The organism is Algoriphagus sp. (assembly GCF_039969895.1).
Lineage (GTDB): Bacteria > Bacteroidota > Bacteroidia > Cytophagales > Cyclobacteriaceae > Algoriphagus.
Genome location: NZ_JBDVMZ010000004.1, coordinates 160,008 through 181,931, shown reverse-complemented (window position 1 = coordinate 181,931; position 21,924 = coordinate 160,008). Strand labels below are relative to the sequence as shown.

The 21,924-nt window shown below is 41.2% G+C and carries 18 protein-coding genes; 9 read left to right on the top strand and 9 right to left on the bottom strand.

What is annotated here, in order from left to right; genetic code table 11:
• Positions 1-41: 41 nt before the first annotated feature.
• Positions 42-530 (top strand): YkgJ family cysteine cluster protein, encoded by a 489-nt coding sequence (locus ABJH64_RS01820; RefSeq protein ID WP_348276813.1) that lies wholly within the window; start codon positions 42-44, stop codon positions 528-530.
• Positions 531-576: 46 nt separating this feature from the next.
• Entirely contained in the window at positions 577-1,509 is a 933-nt protein-coding gene (locus tag ABJH64_RS01815) for an ROK family protein (protein WP_348276727.1), read from the top strand.
• Here ABJH64_RS01815 and ABJH64_RS01810 read toward each other — a convergent pair.
• Both ABJH64_RS01810 and ABJH64_RS01805 read right to left on the bottom strand, forming a co-directional pair.
• On the bottom strand, positions 1,490-1,876 hold the full coding sequence (locus ABJH64_RS01810; protein WP_348276728.1) for a hypothetical protein: 387 nt from the start codon (positions 1,874-1,876) through the stop codon (positions 1,490-1,492). The two genes, ABJH64_RS01815 and ABJH64_RS01810, sit on opposite strands and share 20 nt — an antisense overlap.
• 2 nt (positions 1,877-1,878) lie before the next feature.
• Positions 1,879-3,111 carry a sterol desaturase family protein gene (locus tag ABJH64_RS01805; protein WP_348276729.1) on the bottom strand — a complete coding sequence of 411 codons (1,233 nt, stop codon included), beginning with the start codon at positions 3,109-3,111 and terminating at the stop codon, positions 1,879-1,881.
• A 115-nt stretch (positions 3,112-3,226) separates the two neighbouring features.
• Between ABJH64_RS01805 and ABJH64_RS01800 the strand changes: the two genes are divergently transcribed.
• From ABJH64_RS01800 to ABJH64_RS01780, 5 genes are all read left to right on the top strand, one after another.
• Positions 3,227-3,721 (top strand): DNA topoisomerase IV, encoded by a 495-nt coding sequence (locus ABJH64_RS01800; protein WP_348276730.1) that lies wholly within the window; start codon positions 3,227-3,229, stop codon positions 3,719-3,721.
• A 23-nt stretch (positions 3,722-3,744) separates the two neighbouring features.
• Positions 3,745-5,640, top strand: coding sequence for a DNA topoisomerase IV subunit B (locus ABJH64_RS01795; protein ID WP_348276731.1), 1,896 nt, complete (start codon positions 3,745-3,747; stop codon positions 5,638-5,640).
• A gap of 103 nt (positions 5,641-5,743) precedes the next feature.
• Positions 5,744-6,373 (top strand): SatD family protein, encoded by a 630-nt coding sequence (locus ABJH64_RS01790; RefSeq protein ID WP_348276732.1) that lies wholly within the window; start codon positions 5,744-5,746, stop codon positions 6,371-6,373.
• Positions 6,374-6,671: 298 nt separating this feature from the next.
• Positions 6,672-9,296, top strand: a complete 2,625-nt coding sequence (locus ABJH64_RS01785) for a DNA gyrase/topoisomerase IV subunit A (RefSeq protein WP_348276733.1) — start codon at positions 6,672-6,674, stop codon at positions 9,294-9,296.
• Between the two features lie 15 nt (positions 9,297-9,311).
• Positions 9,312-10,013, top strand: coding sequence for an RNA methyltransferase (locus ABJH64_RS01780; protein WP_348276734.1), 702 nt, complete (start codon positions 9,312-9,314; stop codon positions 10,011-10,013).
• On the opposite strand, the gene ABJH64_RS01775 is transcribed toward ABJH64_RS01780, so the two are convergent.
• The 3 genes from ABJH64_RS01775 to pckA form a co-directional block, all read right to left on the bottom strand.
• Positions 10,010-10,615, bottom strand: a complete 606-nt coding sequence (locus ABJH64_RS01775; RefSeq protein ID WP_348276735.1) for a hypothetical protein — start codon at positions 10,613-10,615, stop codon at positions 10,010-10,012. The genes ABJH64_RS01780 and ABJH64_RS01775 overlap by 4 nt on opposite strands.
• Before the next feature lie 217 nt (positions 10,616-10,832).
• Positions 10,833-11,270, bottom strand: a complete 438-nt coding sequence (locus ABJH64_RS01770; RefSeq protein WP_348276736.1) for a peptidylprolyl isomerase — start codon at positions 11,268-11,270, stop codon at positions 10,833-10,835.
• Positions 11,271-11,524: 254 nt separating this feature from the next.
• A complete protein-coding gene (gene pckA / locus ABJH64_RS01765; RefSeq protein ID WP_348276737.1) occupies positions 11,525-13,123 on the bottom strand; it encodes a phosphoenolpyruvate carboxykinase (ATP) in 1,599 nt (532 codons plus the stop codon).
• Positions 13,124-13,406: 283 nt separating this feature from the next.
• On the opposite strand from pckA, the gene ABJH64_RS01760 reads away from it, so the two are divergent.
• Positions 13,407-14,945, top strand: coding sequence for an oligopeptide:H+ symporter (locus ABJH64_RS01760; protein WP_348276738.1), 1,539 nt, complete (start codon positions 13,407-13,409; stop codon positions 14,943-14,945).
• Between the two features lie 92 nt (positions 14,946-15,037).
• On the opposite strand, the gene ABJH64_RS01755 is transcribed toward ABJH64_RS01760, so the two are convergent.
• Both ABJH64_RS01755 and tyrS read right to left on the bottom strand, forming a co-directional pair.
• Positions 15,038-15,745, bottom strand: coding sequence for a TetR/AcrR family transcriptional regulator (locus tag ABJH64_RS01755; protein ID WP_348276739.1), 708 nt, complete (start codon positions 15,743-15,745; stop codon positions 15,038-15,040).
• A gap of 136 nt (positions 15,746-15,881) precedes the next feature.
• Entirely contained in the window at positions 15,882-17,174 is a 1,293-nt protein-coding gene (gene tyrS / locus ABJH64_RS01750) for a tyrosine--tRNA ligase (RefSeq protein WP_348276740.1), read from the bottom strand.
• 161 nt (positions 17,175-17,335) lie between these two features.
• Between tyrS and ABJH64_RS01745 the strand changes: the two genes are divergently transcribed.
• Positions 17,336-20,569, top strand: a complete 3,234-nt coding sequence (locus ABJH64_RS01745) for a S41 family peptidase (protein ID WP_348276741.1) — start codon at positions 17,336-17,338, stop codon at positions 20,567-20,569.
• Between the two features lie 73 nt (positions 20,570-20,642).
• On the opposite strand, the gene ABJH64_RS01740 is transcribed toward ABJH64_RS01745, so the two are convergent.
• Both ABJH64_RS01740 and ABJH64_RS01735 read right to left on the bottom strand, forming a co-directional pair.
• A complete protein-coding gene (locus tag ABJH64_RS01740) occupies positions 20,643-20,972 on the bottom strand; it encodes a BlaI/MecI/CopY family transcriptional regulator (RefSeq protein WP_348276742.1) in 330 nt (109 codons plus the stop codon).
• 163 nt (positions 20,973-21,135) lie between these two features.
• Positions 21,136-21,885, bottom strand: coding sequence for an acyl-CoA desaturase (locus tag ABJH64_RS01735; RefSeq protein WP_348276743.1), 750 nt, complete (start codon positions 21,883-21,885; stop codon positions 21,136-21,138).
• Between the last annotated feature and the right edge of the window lie 39 nt (positions 21,886-21,924).

Sequence of the window (21,924 nt, the reverse complement as noted above, 5' to 3'; positions counted from 1 at the left end):
ATTGGCATTTAAACATTATTTAACCACCTAATAAGTTGAAAATAGACCTTGAATATTTCGAGAAAGAGAGTAGATCAGAATATTCTACTCATCTGAAAACTAAGGCTAGATTGAAAAAAGTCAAGCCAAAGGTGTTGGATGATAGATTTGAGGAGTTGCACACCAAGGCTTTTGAAGAAATTGATTGTTTGGAATGTGCAAACTGCTGTAAGACCACGAGTCCTATTTTTTTGAATACAGATATTGACAGACTTGCTAAGGTATTCCGTATGAAAAGCAATGCATTTATTGATGCGTATTTGCATCGGGACGAGGAAGGAGATTTTGTCTTGAATTCTTCTCCATGTACTTTTTTGGGAGAAGATAATAAATGCTTGGTGTATGAAGATAGACCTAGGGCATGCAGAGAGTATCCTCACACCAACCGGAAAAAAATGCACGGAATTTTGGAGCTTACGTTGAAAAACACGCTGGTATGCCCGGCAGTTTTCAAAATTTTCCGGCAGATTGGGTCTGAATCTAGGAAGTAATACTTTTCTTTTGCTTTTTTGAAACCATAAACCTATTAATAATACTATGCAAAATCAGGAAGAACATTTCCTAGGAGTGGACGTCGGTGGAACCCATTTGAAAATAGGCCTTGTAGATAGATCGGGCAATCTTTTAGACTTTGAAAAAGAAAATACTACTCCCTATAGAGATCATCCAGAAGGTTTTGGACCTGCTTTTATTGCGGGTTTGGAGAAATACCTTCTTAAATATCCAGCAGTAAAAAAAGTCGGAATTGGCCTTCCTGGGATGATTTCCAAAGACAGAACTACAGCTATTGAGATCCCTGCGATTCCTGCATTGAATGGTTTTGATCTTAAAGGTGGACTGGAAAAGAAGTTTCCAAAACATGAGTTTTATCTGGAAAACGATGCAGCCGCTGCGGCGATAGGTGAGTTTTATTTTGGCAAAGATGATCCTGCACAGAATTTCCTTTTTATCACAATGGGCACTGGAATCGGCAGTGCGTTGATTTTGGACGGAGAAGTGTTCAAAGGTTCACGCGGTAATGCCATGGAGATGGGACACATGCTTTCAAAAGGTGCTGCCAGGCTAGAGACACTAGTCGGAAGACAAGGAATCCTGAACATCATGTCTCGTCTAATTGATGCTTACCCTGAGCGGGCTGGTGTGTTGGTAGGGGCAGAACTAGGTACCCATCTGTTAGTAGATACCGCGAAAGCTGGAAATCCGGTTTCGTTGATGGTTTTTGAGGAGGTGGGTAGGATTCTGGGCGAGGCTATTGTGTCGGCTATCCGTATTCTGGATGTGACTGATGTGTATTTTGGCGGAGGAATCTCAGCTGGATTGGAGTTTATGATGCCTACGCTGGATCGTACGATCAAGCAATACTTGTCTCAGTATTATGGTAAAGACCTAATCTTAAAAAAAGCAACGCTTGAAAATAACGCCGGTACGCTAGGGGCAGCTGCACTTTGCTTTATGGGTTCTGGGTTGTAATCGTCACTTCAGAAACTTTACTTACCGCATTCAGTCGAAAAAGAATTCTTAGGGGTTCTTTTTCGATTTCTACTCCATCACACATGCTGCTAGGCTCCAGGAAATAGAAGAAGAAAGTTTGGCTTTTATCTACCAACTCTACTCGGTCTGGACGTCCAAATGTCTTGATGATAGCCTGATTGTCTGCGCCTAGGAAGGAATTTTTTAGTCGTGTCAATTCCTCCAAATCCTGCATTCTAAGGCTTTTGCATCCATAATGGTCAGATTTCCAATTTTCCATATCCATACTTCCCGTGTCTCTTTTGGAGCTACAGGAAAAAGTGATGCAAACTGCTAAAACCGTAAGGAGTAGAATTGATTTATTCATGATTAAAGTGAAATGGAACTGATTTGGGATTTGAGTTGCTGATTTTTCCAAAGCCAAAAGAAGGAAGTTAAGCTATAAATCATCAAAATCCCGATTAGGATCGGCAAAGGTAGGAGAGATTCTATCAAGAAAAAGACAACCACTGCAAACATGAGGATCCTAAGGATTTCTTGAGGTAAGTACCAGTTTCTTTTCTCAAAGACACCAGAGAAACTCACGGTGGTCCAGATGATGATTGTGCTCACCAAAACTTTGGGTAGCCAAGTAAAACTATCCACTTTGAAAAGGAAAAACCCAGTGAGGAGAAGGATCAATAGGTATTGGGCAAAAATATACCAATTCATGGAAGGAGGGACTACGGTGTCAAATTTCTGATAGTCAGGTTCTATTTCCTGTGGGGCCCGATAACCTCCGAGAGAGTCCGGTAGCCAGCCCGGTTTGTAGAAGAGGTATTTTACTCGGTCTGACCACTTTGGGATCATTTTGAGCTCTTCTTTCATGTTAGCATAGTGAGCAAGGTTCACCCACACGGGATTCCAGCTTTTCACAGGTGTGGTGATACCATACGTTGGGCGCTCTTCTTCTTCCTGAAATGTTCCAAACCATTTGTCGAAAATGATGAACGTGCCAGCATGATTTTTATCGATATATTTTGGGTTGCGTCCATGATGAACTCGGTGGTGAGAAGGAGTATTCATGAATTTTTCCAAAAACCCCATTCTATCGATCGCCTCGGTGTGAATCCAAAATTGATACAGCAAATTGATGCCGGAGGCAAGCACTAGCATCACTGGGTCAAAGCCAAGCAAGGCAAGGGGGAAGTAAAAAAAGAAAGTCCAAATGGTTTGCGTACTACTTTGGCGTAGAGCCACTGAAAGGTTGTATTCTTCGCTGGAATGATGTACGACGTGACCGCCCCAAAAAAGGTTGATCTCATGGCTCATGCGGTGTGCCCAATAGTAACAAAAATCATAGAGGAAAAACAGCAAAAGAAATGTCCAAATGTTATTTGGAATTTGGAAGAATGCTAGTTTTTCGTAAATCAGCACATAAATACCTATGGAAAGGACTTTGATGAATACGCCAGTTACCTGGGAAATCACGCCACAATTGATATTTGTAATCGCATCATTAAGCCTATACCCGGGGTGTTTTTGAAATCTTAAGGTGATCATTTCTATTGCCATTAAGATGAAATACATCGGAATGGCAATTACTACAGGACTGAGGTTCATTATTTTGGGTGTTTTTGCGAAGCTACTTGTCAAATATAAAGATAAAAGGAACACTGATTAGTCAGATTCAGTTTGTCCAAATCCTTTATATTAGCGCATTCAATTCGCCATTATTATGTATTACCGATTCGGAAAAGCCTTCTATTTCCTCAGCATCCTCCTCTTCCTTTTCTTCTTATTGTACTTCTACTCTGCAATGCCTGAGAAGGTTAGCTACAATTTTGATGAAAATGGCTTGTCACCCGAAAAACTTAGTAAAGGCAATTTCTTCTATGGAATGGTTGCCATTTTTATCCTGATGAATGTGATCACTTTGCTTCCTCCCAAATTGCTTGAAACCAAAAGTCACAAAGGATTGAGTCGTATTTTTCCGGTAGGAGATAAATTCCGAGACTATTTCTTGGGTTGGTTTTATTCTTTTGGTGGGATTCTGAATATGGCCTTGGCCATGGTGGTTTTATATACTCACGCGATCAATAATCAAGAGGAAATCGGTGCAGATCAATACAATTTATTCTTTTATCTCATTCCAGCACTCTTGGTGATTTGGGTGATTGGACTGTTTGTAATCTTAGTGAGCAAATTCAATCAGGTTACTACTCGATCTTAAGGAGAATTAGCATTTATTAGCTTATGGCAGGAGAAGTAAAATATACAGAAGACAGTATCAAATCCCTGGATTGGAGGGAGCATATCAGGCTAAGGCCTGGAATGTACATCGGTAAACTCGGCGATGGTAGTGCTCAGGATGACGGAATTTATGTCCTAGTCAAAGAGGTGCTGGACAATTCCATCGATGAACACATGATGGGTTATGGAAGAACTATAGATGTCAAAATCTCTGAGCACAAGGTAGAAGTACGGGATTATGGCCGTGGTATTCCACTTGGCAAAGTCATCGATTGTGTGTCCAAAATCAATACTGGAGGAAAATACGATTCAGGCGCTTTTCAAAAGTCAGTAGGCCTGAATGGTGTCGGTACGAAAGCTGTCAATGCACTTTCTGATTTTTTCAAAGTGCAGGCCTACCGTGAAGGAGAAACGAAAGTAGCCGAATTTGAAAAGGGGATTTTGGTAAATGATCCCCCAGTCATCAAGTCTTCGGACCGGAATGGGACTAAGGTCGTTTTCTCTCCAGACGGAAGTATTTTCAAAAACTACCACTTTATCCCTGAATACTTAGAAAATCAGATTTGGAATTACGCTTACCTAAACGCGGGTCTTACGATCAATTACAACGGTAAAAAGTATTTCTCTGACCGAGGTCTATTCGATCTACTTTCCAATAAAATAGATGAAGAAAGCCAGCGCTATCCAATCATTCACCTAAAGGGCAATGACATAGAAATGGCTCTTACACACTCCAATCAATATGGAGAAGAGTATTATTCCTTCGTCAATGGACAATATACTACTCAAGGTGGGACGCATTTGGCGGCATTCCGGGAGGCATTAGTTAAGTCAATCCGTGAGTTTTTCAAGAAGGATTATGATGCCTCAGACATTCGTCAAAGTGTGGTGGCGGCTATTTCCATCCGTGTTCAAGAGCCAGTTTTCGAATCCCAAACCAAGACAAAGTTGGGTTCTCAATCTGTTGGCCCTGATGGACCTACTGTCCGTACGTTTATCAATGACTTTTTAAAAACTGATCTCGATAATTACCTTCATAAAAACCCAGCAACTGCTGACGCTATTCTGAAAAGAATACTTCAGTCTGAGCGCGAGCGGAAGGAGATATCCGGCATAAAAAAGCTAGCCAACGAGCGTGCTAAAAAAGCAAATCTTCACAATAAAAAGCTGAGAGATTGCCGGGTGCACTACGATGATCCAAAAGCTAATGAAGACCTCAAAGCCAATACAATGCTTTTCCTTACGGAAGGTGATTCTGCCTCAGGTTCTATCACCAAATCCCGTGATGTACAGACCCAGGCGGTATTTTCGCTGAGAGGTAAGCCATTGAACTGCTTTGGGATGACCAAAAAAGTGGTGTACGAAAATGAGGAATTCAACCTCTTGCAACACGCTTTGAACATAGAAGATGGGATAGAAAATCTTCGCTACAGAAAGATTGTAATCGCTACGGATGCCGATGTCGATGGCATGCACATCCGCTTGCTGATCATGACGTATTTCTTGCAGTTCTTCCCTGATCTGGTGAAAAATGGCCATCTGTTTATCCTTGAAACACCTCTATTCCGAGTTAGAAATAAGAAAGAGACGATCTATTGCTACACGGATGAAGAGCGTCAGCGAGCGATTCACAAACTAGGAAATAAGCCTGAAATCACTCGATTCAAAGGGTTGGGAGAGATTTCTCCAGAAGAATTTGGTGGATTTATAGGGGAAGACATTCGCTTAGAGCCCATCATCTTGAACAAGGAAACTAAGATTGCAGACTTGCTTACTTTCTACATGGGAAAAAATACGCCCGATAGGCAGCAGTTTATTATCAAAAATCTAAAGATCGAAAAAGATTTGGCTCTTGAAGACCCGAAAGCAAATGAAACGAATGAAGAAGAAGCTGCTTAGAATTGCATGATTATAACAATAACACGAGTTTTTGCATCAAAAATGCAAAAAATGTTAAATTTGCACTATATTTACAATGATTAATAAGTAGATATATTGCTTTATGAAAGAATGGATAGTAATGGGAGATGTGGTCAAAAGCAGTGATGCAGACCAAATCGCTCTACAGAAGAACTTCGCCGAGCTAATCAGAATGGTTAACGAATCATTCCATGAGATAATAGCTTCGCCCTTGACAATTACTTTGGGAGATGAGTTTCAGGGAATTGTGAAATCAGCAGAAGACGTTGCTACTATACTAATGGCTTTGGAGGAATACAAATGGGGGTTAGAGATTCCTATTCTATTGCGATATAGCGCGACACTAGGGGAGATCGAAACGAAGATTAACCCTGTTATAGCTTATGGGATGCTGGGTTCTGGATTATCAGAAGCGAGGGAAGCATTGGCTTTGATGAAATCTGATGATGATAGATTTATACTCAATGGTAATTTTCCCAAAAAGCGTCAAATGGCTTTATCACTCAATCTTTTGCTAGAGATGCAAGAACAGTGGAAGTGGAAAGATAGAGAGATTATAAAAGGATATTTTAAGTATAAGGACTATAAAATAGTTGCGGAAGTTCTTGAAAAGGATGTTTCGCTGATGTGGAGACGGTTTAAGTCGTTGGATTTTACCTCCTATCAAAAAAGAAAAAAACTTGTCAATTTGATATATGGGGACAGAGAGTAGGTTCATTGGGTATTATCTGATTTCTGAAGTGCTGGCTTACTTTATTTTAAGCTGATTAGAATGAAATACTTAAAAAACCATGGTTCTCTACAGCCAATGTGGAACGGAGTCACTTTATCCATATTTGCCTGATTAGTGGTGTTTACCACGGGTTGACCTTATTGGGTGCTTTGAAAATAGGAACAAGAATCAAAGCAGACGAAAGTAAAATATCTAATAATTATTTCCTGATCGGGAATATGATTTCAGTTGGCTTGGTTTTATTGACCTTCCAATTTTATAAACACTGGAATACACTATGAGTGAAGAAAACAATTTGCCTACGAACGGAGAAGATTCTATGCACACGTCTGTCCCGGTGACAGGCATGTACAAAGAATGGTTTCTGGATTATGCTTCTTATGTAATTCTAGAGCGGGCAGTTCCGGCTATCGAAGATGGATTGAAACCTGTGCAACGAAGGATTTTGCATGCCATGAAGGAAATGGATGATGGTCGATTCAACAAAGTCGCCAACATCATCGGGCAGTCCATGCAGTTTCACCCACACGGAGATGCTTCGATTGGTGATGCGATTGTAAATATCGGTCAGAAGGAACTTCTCATAGAAACTCAGGGAAACTGGGGAGATGTAAGAACGGGTGACCGTGCTGCAGCGGCTAGGTACATTGAAGCCAGACTATCCAAATTTGCGCTTGAAGTCCTGTTTAATTCGCAAACTACGGAATGGCAACTTTCTTACGATGGTAGAAAACGGGAGCCTGTCACTCTTCCTGTCAAATTTCCATTGTTGCTTGCTCAAGGAGTAGAAGGGATTGCCGTAGGGCTATCTACAAAAATTCTTCCTCATAATTTTTGTGAGTTGATTTTAGCTTCAATCGAGATTCTCAAAGGCAATAAAACCAACGTGCTACCCGACTTCATGACTGGGGGATTTGCTGATTTCTCGGAGTATAATGAAGGATTGAGAGGGGGTAAGGTCAAAGTTAGAGCAAGAATTGAAGAAGAAGACAGTAAGACTTTACTTATTAAGGATATACCTTTTGGCGTGACCACGGATACGTTGATAGATTCTATCCTGAAAGCGAATGATAAGGGAAAAATCAAGATCAAGAAAGTCGTAGATAATACTGCTAAGGAAGTAGAGATAGCAATTCAATTGGCGCCTGGGGTATCGCCTGATGTCACGATAGACGCATTGTATGCATTCACGGATTGTGAAGTTTCTATATCCCCAAATGCCTGTGTGATCATCAAAGACACCCCGGTATTTTTGACAGTTAATCAGATCTTAGAATATAATACCAAGCAGACCAAAGCTCTACTCAAGCGGGAATTGGAAATCCGAAAAGGGGAGTTGATGGAAAAGTTGCTTTTCTCTTCTTTGGAAAAAATATTCATAGAGAACAGAATCTACCGTGACATAGAAGAATGTACCACTTGGGATGATGTACTGAAGGCAATTGATCTCGGTTTGGATCCGTACAAGCCAGACTTTTACAGGGAGATCACTACAGATGATTTAGTTCGATTGACAGAGATTAAGATCAAACGTATTTCCAAATTCGATGCGTTCAAAGCGGATGAATTGATGAAGCGACTTCAGGATGAACTGAAGGAGGTAAATCATCACCTGAGACATTTGACCGATTACGCGATAGCTTACTATCAAAACTTGCTCGATAAGTATGGTAAAGGACGAGAGCGTAAGACTGAGATCAGAGCCTTTGATGCTATTCAAGCCACCACAGTTGCTGCGAATAACGCCAAATTGTATGTCAATCGTGCTGACGGCTTTGTGGGATATGGTCTCAAAAAAGATGAATTTGTCTGCGATTGCTCTGATTTGGACGACATCATCGTGATTCGAAAAGACGGTGTGTGTATGGTATCCAAGATCCAGGAGAAGAATTTCATGGGCAAGGATATTTTACACGTAGCAGTTTTTCGCAAGGGAGACGAGCGAATGGTCTATAATTACATCTATCTCGATGGGGCTACAGGCAGAGCGATGGTCAAGCGATTTCAGGTTTTGGCAGTCACTCGTGATAAAGAGTACCTGCTCACGAAAGGCACCAAAGGTACCAAACACTTGTATCTAACCGCCAATGCCAACGGGGAAGCTGAGATCATCACGGTTTACCTGACGCAGGGGGCCAAAGCGCGAGTAAAAGTTTTTGATTTCGATTTCGCTTCCATTGAGATTAAGGGAAGAGGAGCCGGAGGGAATATCCTTACTCGCTATCCAGTTCGCAAGATTCAACTGAAGATGGAGGGAGTCTCTACTTTAGGAGGATTAAATATCTACTATGATTCCATTGTAGGTCGTCTGAACACCGATGAGCGAGGTACTTTGATTGGCAATTTCCTCGGAGATGATAAGATATTGGTGTGTTACAAAAACGGAGACTACGAGCTCACCAGTTTTGAGCTGACTAATCGATACGATGCGCCAAACGTACTCTTGATCGAAAAATTTAATCCTGATAAAGTGCTGTCAGCCATTTACTTCGATGGTGGAAGTAAAACCTATTATATCAAACGCTTCCAGATCGAAACGACAACATTGAATAAGAATTTCAACTTCATTTCTGACCATAAGAACTCTTATCTGAAGCTAGTTTCCACCGAAAAACAACCACAGGCGCGTGTCACGTTGATTAAAGGAAAAGAGGAGGAGGTGATGGAGTATGATTTGGATATGCTGATCGATATCAAAGGCTGGAAAGCTCTCGGTAATAAGTTAAGCACCTACGAAGTCAAAGATTTAAGTTTGATTCAATCCAAAAAAACAGAGGCCAACAAAGAAGCTGCCTCCGATGAAGAGCAACAAGACTCAGAAGCAGAAAATGAGTTAGAAATCGGCAGTACGATTGATTTGTCCGTGAAAAAAGACGATGAAGAACAACTGGGGCTATTTTAGCCCCCATTTTTTCTTATGGAGAAAAGCAAGTTAGACCCCATAGATCAAGATTGGCTAGATTACATCAGCCAGTACATCACTGACAATAAAAAGTCCGTAATGGAGCGAGTCCTTACCCAAAGGACTCGATTTATGACAGTAGTGTTGGAAGATATTTTCAAACCTCACAACGCCAGTGCGGTTCTTCGAACCTGCGATTGTTTTGGCATTCAGGATGTGCACGTAGTGGAGAAAACCAATGCCTACAAGATTAATCCCTTTGTGACCCGAGGTGCCTCCCAGTGGATTGATCTGCACAAATATTATAACAAGGAAGGTTCAGCGGTACAGGATTGTTTCTCTGTTCTGAAAGAGAAGGGATATAAAATCTACGGAACTAGCCCATTGCCTGGATCCATTTCCATACATGATTTGGAACCTGACGAAAAGATAGCACTAGTATTTGGAAATGAGCATGACGGGATCAGTCCCGAAGTTCAGGATAATGTAGATGGTCTGGTTCATATTCCTATGCTAGGATTCACGGAGAGCTTTAATATCTCTGTTGCAGCATCGATAGCCCTGTTTGAGTTGGTTAAAAAAGTGGAGAAATACAATCACCCTGATTATTTTTTAACAGAAACTGAGAAGCAACTTTTACGGATGAAGTGGTACAGAGCGGTAGTAAAAAGGCCAGATCTGCACGAAAAGGCCTATTTGAAGGCTAAGGGTCTCTAATTTTTCTTTTCGAAAATTGAATTGATCTGCTCGTTTAGCGGAACTCGTTGAGCCTTGTTTTTGGCTTTTTGGCGTTGGCGTTGCTTTTTCTTTTGCTCTTTACTTTTCACCAAAATCACTCGAGCAGATATTCCTACTTGTCCTCTATAGAACTCTTCCCGGCCTGATAGATTGATGTTAGGTTTGTAATCCAGCGAGATAGCGGTATTAAGAATCGTTAATTCTACTCCGCCAATCAAATCTACGCCTACCGTATTATTCCCATAGGTATGAATGATTTGCTTGCTCTCAGGGTCTTTCACAAAGCTTTCTTCCACTCCCACGGACATACCCGCACCGTAATAATAATTAAAGCGCTTAGAAATAATCGGCCGATGTTTTTCTAGCACTAGCGAAAACGTCGTGTTGAGGTTAAAATCCGATTGGAGAACTCCCTCTAGGGTCAATCGCTCAGCAATTCTTTGCTGCGCTGTCAACCCCACCGTTCTATAGTGATTGTTGTTCCCAAATCTCAGCCCTACCGCAGTTCCATAGCGTTGAGCCTGTGTGATCGATAAATAACTGAAGAACAGGAGAGTAACTAGGGTAATTTTTGCTTTCATAGTTTTACAGGTTCTTGAGGAAAAGCCTACTGGAATCGTGCAACTAGGTGATTTATGTAAATTATTGCTTGGTACAGTCCTGATTCTAAAGGCTAAGAGTAAAAAGTAATGATTCTAGTTCAATAACCATTCCAGCCATTGAGCTTTGATGAAAAAGCAAAAAAATACCCTCAAAAGGTTTTGACTTATGAGGGTATTTGAAGGGAGAAACTATTTCTTAAGATTCAGAAACTACAATCTTTTCGATTTTGTCTCCAGCTTTTATTTTATCGATGACATCTAGACCTTCTACTACTTTGCCGAAGCAGGTGTGATTTCTGTCCAAATGAGCGGTGTTATCACGACTATGGCAGATAAAGAACTGCGATCCACCTGTATTTCTACCTGCATGAGCCATAGATAGGACTCCGCGGTCATGGTATTGATTCTCTCCATCTAGTTCACATTTGATGTGATGACCAGGTCCGCCAGTTCCATTTCCTTTAGGACATCCGCCTTGAATTACAAAATTTGGAATAACCCTATGGAAAGTCAATCCATCATAAAACCCATCATTCGCTAGGTCAATGAAATTTTGAACGGCAATAGGAGCGTCCTTCTCGTAAAACTCCACTTTCATTGTCCCTTTCTCAGTAATCAATTCTGCTGTCTTCATCTTTTATGCTTTTCGTTATATTCTTTTTTTTCCCTTTCGAAATCATGGTGTGCGAAAATATAACAATTCTTTCAAATAGTAGCACTCTAGCTATGACTACGAAGTAAATAAGTACTCGTATTTGAAAGCATAAAAAGCAAGTTTAACTCCTAGTCAATCCACCTAAGAAGAGTTGCTACATTTACTTTACTGCTAGTTGTGGGCAGAAAGATGTTGAAGTTCAAAGCAGTATTATCCTACCGTAAAGGTTGAATTTACATAGGTGCTCCCTGTAGAATGTCCTCAGAAGCAAAATCTTTGAATTTTTCAAAATTAGCTTTGAAAGCTTCAGCAAGAGCTTTCGCCTGCTTATCGTAAGCTTCTCTATCACTCCAGGTCAAACTAGGATTGAGAATATCAGAAGGAACATTTGGACATTCTTGAGGGATCTCCAAACCAAAAACCTTATGTTTTTTGTAGGCTACATGATCTAATTTTCCTTCAAGTGCGGCCGAAATCATTGCTCGGGTGTACGGAAGTTTCATTCTAGAGCCAACGCCATAGGGACCGCCGGTCCAGCCTGTATTGATCAACCAAACATTCGTCTCGTATTTCTCCATTTTTTCCCCAAATAATGTCGCATACTTGGTAGGGTGCAAGGGTAGAAATGCTGCCCCAAAACAAGCCGAGAATGTTAGTTTCGGTTCTGTGATACCCATCTCTGTTCCAGCTACTTTTGCTGTGTATCCAGAGATGAAGTGATACATCGCCTGACTTTTGTTCAACTTGGAGATCGGAGGTATCACGCCAAAAGCATCCGCAGTTAAGAAGAATATATTTTTTGGAATTCCTGCTGTTGATGGATCCAAAGCATTTGGTATGAAATGGATGGGGTAGGCTGTTCTGGTATTTTCAGTTACCGATTTATTTGTAAAATCTACCTCTCGAGAGTTGGGCTTGAATCTCGTGTTTTCAACGATTGAACCAAATCTAATCGCATCCCAAATTTCCGGCTCTTTCTCCTTACTCAAGTCGATCACTTTTGCGTAGCATCCACCTTCAAAATTGAAAACTCCCTTCTCTGTCCACCCATGCTCATCGTCGCCTATTAGGCTTCTGTTTGGATCAGCGGATAGCGTAGTTTTTCCGGTACCTGATAGTCCGAAGAAAATCGCGGTATCTCCTTTACTTCCTTTGTTTGCGGAGCAATGCATGGAAAGTACATTCTTTTCATGCGGAAGGATATAGTTCAGAACTGAGAAAATACCCTTTTTCATCTCACCTGCATAGCCAGTTCCGCCGATCAAAATAATACGCTCACTGAGGTTTATGATGGCGAAATTTGGGTTTTTAGTGCCATCGGTTTCTGGATTTGCTTCGAATTCTGGTGCACAGATAATAGTGAAATCGTGCTCGAAATCTACTAATTCAGCCTCAGAAGGCCTCAGAAACATGTTGTAGCAGAAGAGATTGTGCCAAGCTTTGGTATTGATTACTTTCAGCTTGAGCCTGTGATTCTCGTCTGCTCCTGCGTAGGCATCCCTCACGAAAAGCTCCTTGTCTGCCAAGAACGCCTTCATTTTTTTCAGAAGCGCATTGAATTTTTCGGGATCGAAAGGGATGTTAATATCACCCCACCATACCGAATCTTTGGTTTTATCGTCTAAGACGATGTACCGGTCTTTTGGAGACCTTCCTGTGAATGAGCCCGTATCCGCCATCAATGCTCCGGTGGATGTGAGTTTTCCTTCATTTTGCGCCAAGGCAATTTCCACTAGCTCAGCAGGTGGAAGATTGAAGTGTACTTTTCTTGAGGCTGTAGGCTTGAGAAAAGCCAGGGGAGAAGTCTGGGTAGCCAGATCTAGTTCCTGCATAAATATTTGGGTTTACAATCTGAATATTGTCTTCACAAAACTACTAAAAACACTCCCACAATAACCAATAAAAAGTGCTTTATTTTTAATTACAATCGGTTGCGCTACAAAAACAGATATTTATTTGGCTTTAGTTTCTTCTGAGCCTTTCAGTACTAAAGCGCTCATTTTTTCATAATGAAAAAATTAGAAATAAGTATATAATTCAGCCACATTACCTTTGGAAACAAGCCCTAAAAAGGTTTATCATTGTAAAATTGATTTCACCCAAATAAAACTACCCTTGGAAAAAGACCTTGAAATTGAACTAGACGAGCCAACCTTATTTGGCCATCCCAAAGGCTTATTTTATCTATTTTTTGCTGAAATGTGGGAGCGATTTAGCTTCTATGGAATGCGAGCATTGCTCACCTTATATATGGTGGACGTTATTTTTGAAGCATTGACAGACCGAGATTATGCCACTGCAGCCGTTTATGCATCTTATGGTTCCTTAGTTTATGCCTCTACAGTGATAGGAGGAAGAATCTCTGACAAAATTCTCGGCATGAGAAATTCCATTTTTCTGGGTGGAATATTGATGTCATTAGGCCATTTCGTTTTGGCAGTGGAGAACAACGTCGCCTTTTTTATTGCACTTTCTTTCATCATCGTTGGAAATGGTTTTTTCAAACCAAATATTTCAACTTTTGTAGGCACCCTGTATCCAGATGGTGATCCTCGAAAAGACTCTGGGTTTACCATTTTCTATATGGGGATAAATATCGGTGGCTGGATCGCACCTTTGCTCTGCGGCTGGCTTGCCGTGACGTATGGATGGCATTATGGTTTTGCATTGGCAGGATTCGGGATGTTATCAGGACTTATTTTCTTCTGGACAGGCATCAGGAACGGCGTTTTCGGTGATAGGGGTATGCCTCCTGCCAACGGCAGCATTGATACTAAAGTATTGGGTGTGAAAAATAGGTATTTGATTCCTATCCTATCATTCTTGACGGTACCTTTTATCGCATATTTATTAGCTGCATACAAGCCATTAGGCAGTGAAGGGGACTTTTTTGGAGATCAGAACATGGTCAACATTATCTTCAAAATCATCGGTGTGAGTATCCTGGGGTATTTAGCTTATATCATTGTTCAGTCCAGCCCAGATGAGAGAAAGAAACTTATCGTGGCCGTTTTGATTACGGTATTTATGACCATTTTTTGGGGTTTTCATGAGCTATCTGGAAGTGTAATCACCCTCTTTGCAGCTCGTAATGTAGATCTAGGAGGAATTATGACTGCCTCTCAGACAAATTCTCTAAACTCCATGTGGATCATTATTCTAGCCATTCCGATTTCCATGTTGTGGACTAGACTATCCAAGAAAAATCTGAACCCAAGAACTCCCTACAAATTTGGAATGGGTTTATTGTTTGCTGGAATTAGTTTTTACATCCTGTCGATAAGTCAAGGAAGTGCAGATGAAAATGGAATGGTGCCGTTTGCTTACCTGCTTCTTATGTACTTCTTGATCTCTGTAGGTGAGCTTTTTATGTCTCCAGTGGGTCTTTCGAAGATTACAGATTTGTCTCCAAAAAGAATTGTAGCATTCATGATGGGCGTTTGGTTCCTTTCTTCTGCCTTTGCATTTCAGGTGGTAGGCTTTATTGGCAAGCAACTCTCTATTGAAAGCACGGATAAAAATATTGGGGGGTTCGAAACGCTAAGCATCTATACAGATGGCTTTCTATTGATTGCTCAATATTCTGTGGGCGCTGGTCTGCTGGTATTGATCGCTGGACCGTTTATTAATAAATTGATGGGTGATGTGCATTAATCAGTAGCGAGAACTGAAGTCTTCTACAGATGAGAAAGGCTGCCGAATTCGATTCGACAGCCTTTCTTTTTGTATTCTTGAGTACGTTTTTCTTAAAATAAACTTGTTTGCACAGTAGTTTTCTTTGTTGCCTGAATGGTTCCTTTTAGCATTTCCTGCAGCAACTTTAAGAAACCAGGCTCCCAATTTTCAGCGTGAAGTTTGATGTCTTTGCCCTCATATTCTATAGGCCCGAGCATTTTCTCATAGCCGATTATCATACTCCATATCGTGTAGAAGGTGATCTCTGGCTGCAATTCAGCCCGGATACTTCCATCTTTGATTCCTTGGCTGACCATCATGATACCGATTTTAGCGGGTTCATGGTGAATCTCCAGAAGCTTTTGAAAATGTATTGAGTTTAGCGTTTTTGGATCTATGAGCTGGCGGGTTTCCGGATTGTTGTATTTTTTGAGAAGGTCAAGAAAATTAAGAATAGCATCGTAATAGACTTGCTGAGTTTTGGCAAATCCTACAATCTTCAGAAGTAGGTCAGAGATCATTTCCAAGCCTGTTTTTCCTTTGGATCTATAGACTTCTCTGAATTCATCTTTGAATTGGTCGAAGGCCTTTTTGGTCAGTGCCATGAATAGGTCCTCCTTGTTTTTGTAGTAAAAATAGGTGAGGCCTTTACTTATTCCCGCACTTTGGGATATATCCTCCATTCTCGTGGCCACGTAGCCTTTGGATGTGAAAAGCGCCACTGCAACATCTAATATTAGTTTTTCCTTGTTTTTCTCTCCCGCCATGAGTTTGATCATTTAGATAATCATTGACTTCAAAGATATTAAACTCGGGTCAAAAAATCAGAGCAAATGCCCGCTATATTCTGAATTATTTCCATAAAAAAAGGCTTCAGGGATTTCCTAAAGCCTTTTTCGTATGATACTCAAAGGATTACTTTACTTCTATGATAAAGTAATTTTTCTTGCCTTTCTGTACCAGCAAGTATTTATTTTGAAGCAAAGTCAATTGGACCTCTGCGTTTGGATCGGTGAGCTTTTCCTTGTTGATACTCACTCCTCCGCCTTGGATCATTTTTCGTGCTTCCCCTTTGGAAGCAAATACCACCCCTTGAGTAATTTCTCCGAATAGATCAAGAACAGAACCTAATGCACTGTATTCATCCTGACCTATCTGCACCTGCGGAACGCCCTCAAAAACCTGCAAGAAAGTCCGTTCATCTAGCGCTGCGAGATCTTCAGTGGAAGACTTGCCAAACAAAATTTCTGATGCTTTCATTGCCATGTCCAGTTCGGATTCTCCATGAACCATGATGGTGATTTGCTTCGCAATTTCTTTTTGTAATACCCTTAAATGAGGAGCTTTGGCATGTTCAGCTTCTAATCTTTCGATTGTCTCCTGATCCAAAACCGTGAAAATCCGAATGTATTTCGAGGCATCTGTATCAGATACATTTAACCAAAACTGGTAGAAGGCATACGGAGAAGTCTTCTCCGAATCCAGCCAAACCGAGCCACTTTCTGTTTTACCGAATTTAGTCCCATCCGCTTTGGTGATCAAAGGTACGGTCAGCGCATAAGCACTTCCACCGCCCATTCGTCGGATCAATTCTGTCCCCGTAAGGATATTTCCCCATTGGTCAGATCCGCCTAGCTGAATGCTGCAGTTCTCATTTTTCCACAAATGATAAAAATCGTAACCTTGGATCAATTGATAAGAAAATTCGGTAAAAGAAAGCCCATTACCATCTTCAAGACGCTTTTTGACAGAATCCTTGGACATCATGTAGTTCACCGTGATATGTTTGCCTATATCCCGAATGAAATCCAAAAAGCTAAATTCAGACATCCAGTCGTAGTTATTTACCAATTCAGCTTTGTTGGAAGTAGCGCCAGAGAAATCTAGAAACTTAGCAAGTTGACCTTGAATAGACGCGACATTGTAATCCAGAGTAGCTTTGTCCAGGAGATTTCTTTCTGCGGATTTGAAGGAAGGATCTCCGATCATCCCAGTAGCTCCACCTACCAAAGCAAATGGCTTGTGACCAGCGCGTTGGAAATGTAATAAAGTCATCACGCCAACCAAGTGACCTATGTGCAAGGAATCTGCCGTGGGGTCAAACCCAAGATAGGCCGAAGCCATCCCTTTAGTGAGGTGTTCTTCGATATCGGGAGTCATGTCTTGAAGCATGCCTCTCCAGCGTAATTCTTCTATAAATGAGTTCATCTAATGCGTTGGTTTTCGAGGTGCAAATATAGCCTTGTCTGCCTAAGGAATAAAAACCATTGATTGATTTTGGATTCAATCCTTGTAAAATCCGCCGATTAAAAAATGAGAAGCATTTCAAATTACAATTTTGATTAATTTGAAGCACAAATAAACTAGTTATGATTTTAAGACTTAAGATTTTTGGGATTCTTGCAGGCTGCTTTATTGGTAGTCTAGCCGTGGCTCAAGGTGCTCCTAATTGGATGCGTTATCCTGCTATTTCTCCTGATGGGACGCAAATAGTTTTCACTTTCAAAGGTGACTTATACTCGGTGCCAAGTACTGGCGGTGCTGCCCGACAGCTCACTTTCCATGAGGCACATGACTACCAGGCAGTTTGGAGTCGGGACGGCAAGACTTTGGTCTTTGCCTCAGATCGCTACGGGAATTTTGATATTTTCTCTATGAGTCCTGATGGAGGACCGGCTACCCGACTTACATTTCACTCCAATGATGAGCAACCCTTTGAATTCACGTCTGATGATCAATCGGTTATCTTTGGCACACAAAGGATGGATATCGCTGAGCATAGGCAATATCCGACGGGTTCACAGCCAGAGCTCTACTCAGTTCCTCGAAATGGAGGAAGAGTGGATCAGGTATTTACTATTCCGGCAGAATATGTGACGCTCAACAAAGATGGGAGCAAGATGCTCTACCACGATAAAAAAGGCGGCGAAAATGAATGGCGCAAGCATCATCAGTCTGGAATTGCCAGAGATATTTGGATGTACGACACGAAAAGCAACGAGCATAAAATGCTCACGACTTTTTATGGTGAGGATAGAAATCCGGTTTTTTCCCCTGATGAATCAGAGATTTATTACTTGAGCGAAAAAAATGGAAGCTTCAATGTCTTTGCTATGTCTGCTTCCCAACCCACCCAAAATGAAGCATTGACCAGTTTGGAGAATTTCCCGGTTCGCTTTCTAACGATTTCTGATAATGGACTGATGAGCTTTGGATACGACGGTGAGCTTTATACGCTTCGCAAAGGTGAAGCTCCCAAGAAAGTAGCAGTTACCATAAAAACCCAAGCTATCAGTAACTCAGATAAATACATCTCCATCAATGGAGGAGTGCGGGAAATGTCTATAGCTCCAGATGGTAAAGAAATCGCATTCATAGCTAGAGGAGAGGTTTTTGTCACATCAGTAGATGGGTCCTTGACAAAAAGAATTACGAATACAGCAGAGCAAGAGCGTTTTGTAGAGTTTGCTCCTGACGGAAAATCACTGGTGTATGCCAGCGAAAGAGAGGGTAAATGGCAGATTTTTCAAAGTAAAAAAGTAAGATCTGAGGAGCCATTCTTTTTTGCGGCTTCACTTATAAAAGAGGAGCCACTTGTGACGTTGGAAGATGAGGCTTACCTCCCTAAGTTTTCACCTGACGGAAAAAAGCTTGCCTTTGTAGAAGGCAGGCGCACGCTGAAAGTCCTTGACTTGGAGACAAAGGCTACTGTGACTTTGATGACTCCTGAGCAACTTTTTCACATGCGAGATGGAGATCAGTACTTTACCTGGGCTCCAGATAGTAAGTGGTTGCTAGCAACTTACCGACCTACCATGTCAAACTCCGAGGTTGTTCTTTTAGACGCTTCCGGTAAGCAGAAAATGAAAAACCTTACAAATAGTGGCTACAGTGACGACAATGCTATGTGGGTGAATGAGGGCAAGCAGATGATTTGGTTTTCCAATAGAGATGGTTTGCGAAGCTATGCCACCAGCGGCCAGAGCCAAAGCGATGTCTATACGATGTTTTTTGATCAGACAGCCTGGGATAAATTTTCACTATCTAAGGAAGATTTTGATTTGATGAAAGAGATTGAAAAAGTAGGTAAAAAGGAGGAGAAGGACGATAAAGCAAAAGATGACAAAGAAAAGGATAAAAAAGTAGAGGATTTGACGTTTGACTGGGAGGGGATAGAAGATAGAAAGGCAAAACTGACAATCCATTCATCTTCATTAGGCGATGCTGTTTTGTCTAAAGACGGTGAAAAGCTCTATTATTTGGCCGCATTTGAGAAAGGAATGAACCTGTGGAGCACCAATATAAGAACCAAAGAAACTAAGCAGGAAATCAGCCTAGATGCCAATTCAGCAAGTTTGATGTGGGATAAGGAGCAGAAAAATCTCTTCCTGTTGAGCAATGGCAGTATTTCCAAAATCAACCCAGAAGGGATGAAGAAAGAATCAATCAAGATAGCTGGGGAAATGACATATGATCAGGAGGCAGAGATGGCTTATATGTTTGAGCACGTGTGGCTTCGTACCAAAGGCATATTCTACACGCCTGATATGCACGGGGTAGATTGGCAAAAAGCTAAGGCAGACTATGAGAAATACCTTCCATCTATAGGAAACGGCTACGAATTTTCGGAGATGATCTCTGAGATGATCGGGGAGCTGAACGTATCTCACGCTGGATCGAGGTATTCTAGGTCTATTGATATGGCGGATGCTACTGCTGCTCTGGGGGTATTTTGGGATTATGACTATGACGGAAATGGGATCAAAATTACGGAGATACTAGCGGGTGGCCCATTAGACAAGGCAGACCTGGAGGTGAAAAAAGGTATGATCATCGAGAAAATCGACGGGGTGACTGTAGCTCCAGATACGGACATGGCTAAGTATCTGAATAGAAAAGCGGACAAATTCACACTAATAGAGGTGCTCAACCCAGCAACAAACCAAAGAAAACAACTCACCATCAAGCCTATTTCACTTCGTGCGGAGAATCAACTCTTATATAAAAGATGGGTAAGAATGAATCAGGCTGAAGTAGATAGCCTGAGTGGTGGCAAGCTAGGCTACGTACACATTCCGGGTATGAGTGACGGCCCATACCGCAATGTGTATGAAGAAATGATGGGAAAATTCAGCGAGAGTGAAGCGGTGATAGTTGATACCAGATTCAATGGTGGTGGAGATTTAGTGGCTGATTTGGCGATGTTTTTCACCGGAGAAAAATTTATTACCTATGCTACTGAAGCGCGTAATGTAGGTTTTGAACCTACTTCCCGCTGGACAAAGCCTACGTTAGCGATGTTCAACGAAGCCAATTATTCTGACGGACATTGTTTTGCGTCGGGCTACACCGATCTCAAAATTGGCAAAACCTTAGGAATGCCAACTCCCGGAACTTGCTCGTTTGCAGGATGGGAGGGCCTTCCAGACGGTTCGCGCTGGGGTGCTGTTCCTATTTCAGCTAAAAATAAGGCAGGAGAGTGGATGGAAAATAATGAGACACGCCCAGAAATAGAAGTGAAAAATATGCCTGGAAAGATTGATAGAGGAATAGATCAGCAACTAGTAAAAGCAGTTGAAGAACTCTTGATGGTAGTGAATTAATACTAACATATGAGCATAAAAAAACCTGGCAGTGATGCCAGGTTTTTTTATGCTTTTTGATTCTTCGAAATGCTTACTGAAATGCTTTCGTGTTCAGCGTTTCGTCATTTTTGAAGAAATCAGTGAGTTTTCCGAAAGAATTGTCGAAATACCCGCCTAGCATTTTCTTAATAATGAAAGAACGGTATTCGTCTTTCGATACGATAGGAAAATACTCGTGACTCTTTCCGTAAGACTTATGACTGACAAATCCTTTTCGCTCCAAAATTCTAACAATTGTTGAAACTGTGTTGTATGCTGGCTTAGGGTCAGTCATAGGGGTTAGGATGTCTTTGACAAATCCTCTTTCGATTTCCCAGAGGATTTGCATGATCTCTTCCTCGGCTCTAGTTAATGGTTTCATAAATAAGGTGTTAAGTTTTAATTGTTAGAAAATTATTCGTTTAGTTTCACAATTGCAACAAAAAACCAATTTTAGTTTAATTTTTTTTCATCTAGAGAGTTCTGCAGTTCACATGCTATTAAGTAGATTTCAATAAAAAAGGCCTCTTTTGAGGCCTTATGGACTATGAAGTCCGTAATTTAATTATCCTGGTGAGATGAAGTAATTTCACGATTGGGTAAGTCGGATCAAACTCATACCACTTCACCGCGAAATTCGGTCTGTTGGGCAGCTTATGGTGATTGTTTTGAAATAATTCTCCTAGCATCAGCACATCCAACAAGAGGCTATTCTTAGACTTATCGTTATTGTCGAAATTTGAATAGCCATATTTATGTCCGCTCCAATTCACGATAGCGCCATGCACTGGTCCCATGAGAAAATGAATAGGCAATAAGAAATACATCCACCAATGTGTGCCAGAGAGCTCAAAAACTGAGATACAAAGCACATAGATAGCCACGTACAATAAGCCCCAACCTACTCTCACGAGCATCGTGTCAGCGAATTTGTCAAACTTGTTCCAATCAGGAATATCCTTAGAGAATCTCTCCTCAGGCTTTAAGCGGAAAGAGAAATATTCGTTGTAGATGTTTTTTGTTTTCCACATCATCGTAAACAGGTTCTCTGTATGGTGCGGACTGTGAGGATCAAGTGGAGTATCACTGTAAGCATGATGCATTCTGTGAAGAATAGCATAGGCACGTGGCGAAAGATATGAGCTACCTTGCCACATCCAAGTGAAAAAGTAGAAGAATTTTTCCCAAAATTTATTCATGTAGAACATCTGATGGGCAGCATATCTATGAAGGAAGAAACTTTGGCAGAACAAAGAGAAATACCAATGCAAAAGGAAGAAAATGATGATTATCACTCGGATTTGGATTTATTGAAATAGGATACAAATATAAGG

Bases quoted from the DNA above. Each gene is read 5' to 3' on its own strand.
- ABJH64_RS01745 (WP_348276741.1), top strand. From the start codon at position 17,336: ATGATTTTAAGACTTAAGATTTTTGGGATTCTTGCAGGCTGCTTTATT.
- ABJH64_RS01755 (WP_348276739.1), bottom strand. From the start codon at position 15,745: ATGATCAAACTCATGGCGGGAGAGAAAAACAAGGAAAAACTAATATTA.
- ABJH64_RS01805 (WP_348276729.1), bottom strand. From the start codon at position 3,111: ATGAACCTCAGTCCTGTAGTAATTGCCATTCCGATGTATTTCATCTTA.
- ABJH64_RS01795 (WP_348276731.1), top strand. From the start codon at position 3,745: ATGGCAGGAGAAGTAAAATATACAGAAGACAGTATCAAATCCCTGGAT.
- ABJH64_RS01785 (WP_348276733.1), top strand. From the start codon at position 6,672: ATGAGTGAAGAAAACAATTTGCCTACGAACGGAGAAGATTCTATGCAC.
- ABJH64_RS01770 (WP_348276736.1), bottom strand. From the start codon at position 11,270: ATGAAGACAGCAGAATTGATTACTGAGAAAGGGACAATGAAAGTGGAG.
- ABJH64_RS01810 (WP_348276728.1), bottom strand. From the start codon at position 1,876: ATGAATAAATCAATTCTACTCCTTACGGTTTTAGCAGTTTGCATCACT.
- ABJH64_RS01790 (WP_348276732.1), top strand. From the start codon at position 5,744: ATGAAAGAATGGATAGTAATGGGAGATGTGGTCAAAAGCAGTGATGCA.
- ABJH64_RS01775 (WP_348276735.1), bottom strand. From the start codon at position 10,615: ATGAAAGCAAAAATTACCCTAGTTACTCTCCTGTTCTTCAGTTATTTA.
- ABJH64_RS01815 (WP_348276727.1), top strand. From the start codon at position 577: ATGCAAAATCAGGAAGAACATTTCCTAGGAGTGGACGTCGGTGGAACC.
- ABJH64_RS01800 (WP_348276730.1), top strand. From the start codon at position 3,227: ATGTATTACCGATTCGGAAAAGCCTTCTATTTCCTCAGCATCCTCCTC.
- pckA (WP_348276737.1), bottom strand. From the start codon at position 13,123: ATGCAGGAACTAGATCTGGCTACCCAGACTTCTCCCCTGGCTTTTCTC.
- tyrS (WP_348276740.1), bottom strand. From the start codon at position 17,174: ATGAACTCATTTATAGAAGAATTACGCTGGAGAGGCATGCTTCAAGAC.
- ABJH64_RS01780 (WP_348276734.1), top strand. From the start codon at position 9,312: ATGGAGAAAAGCAAGTTAGACCCCATAGATCAAGATTGGCTAGATTAC.
- ABJH64_RS01740 (WP_348276742.1), bottom strand. From the start codon at position 20,972: ATGAAACCATTAACTAGAGCCGAGGAAGAGATCATGCAAATCCTCTGG.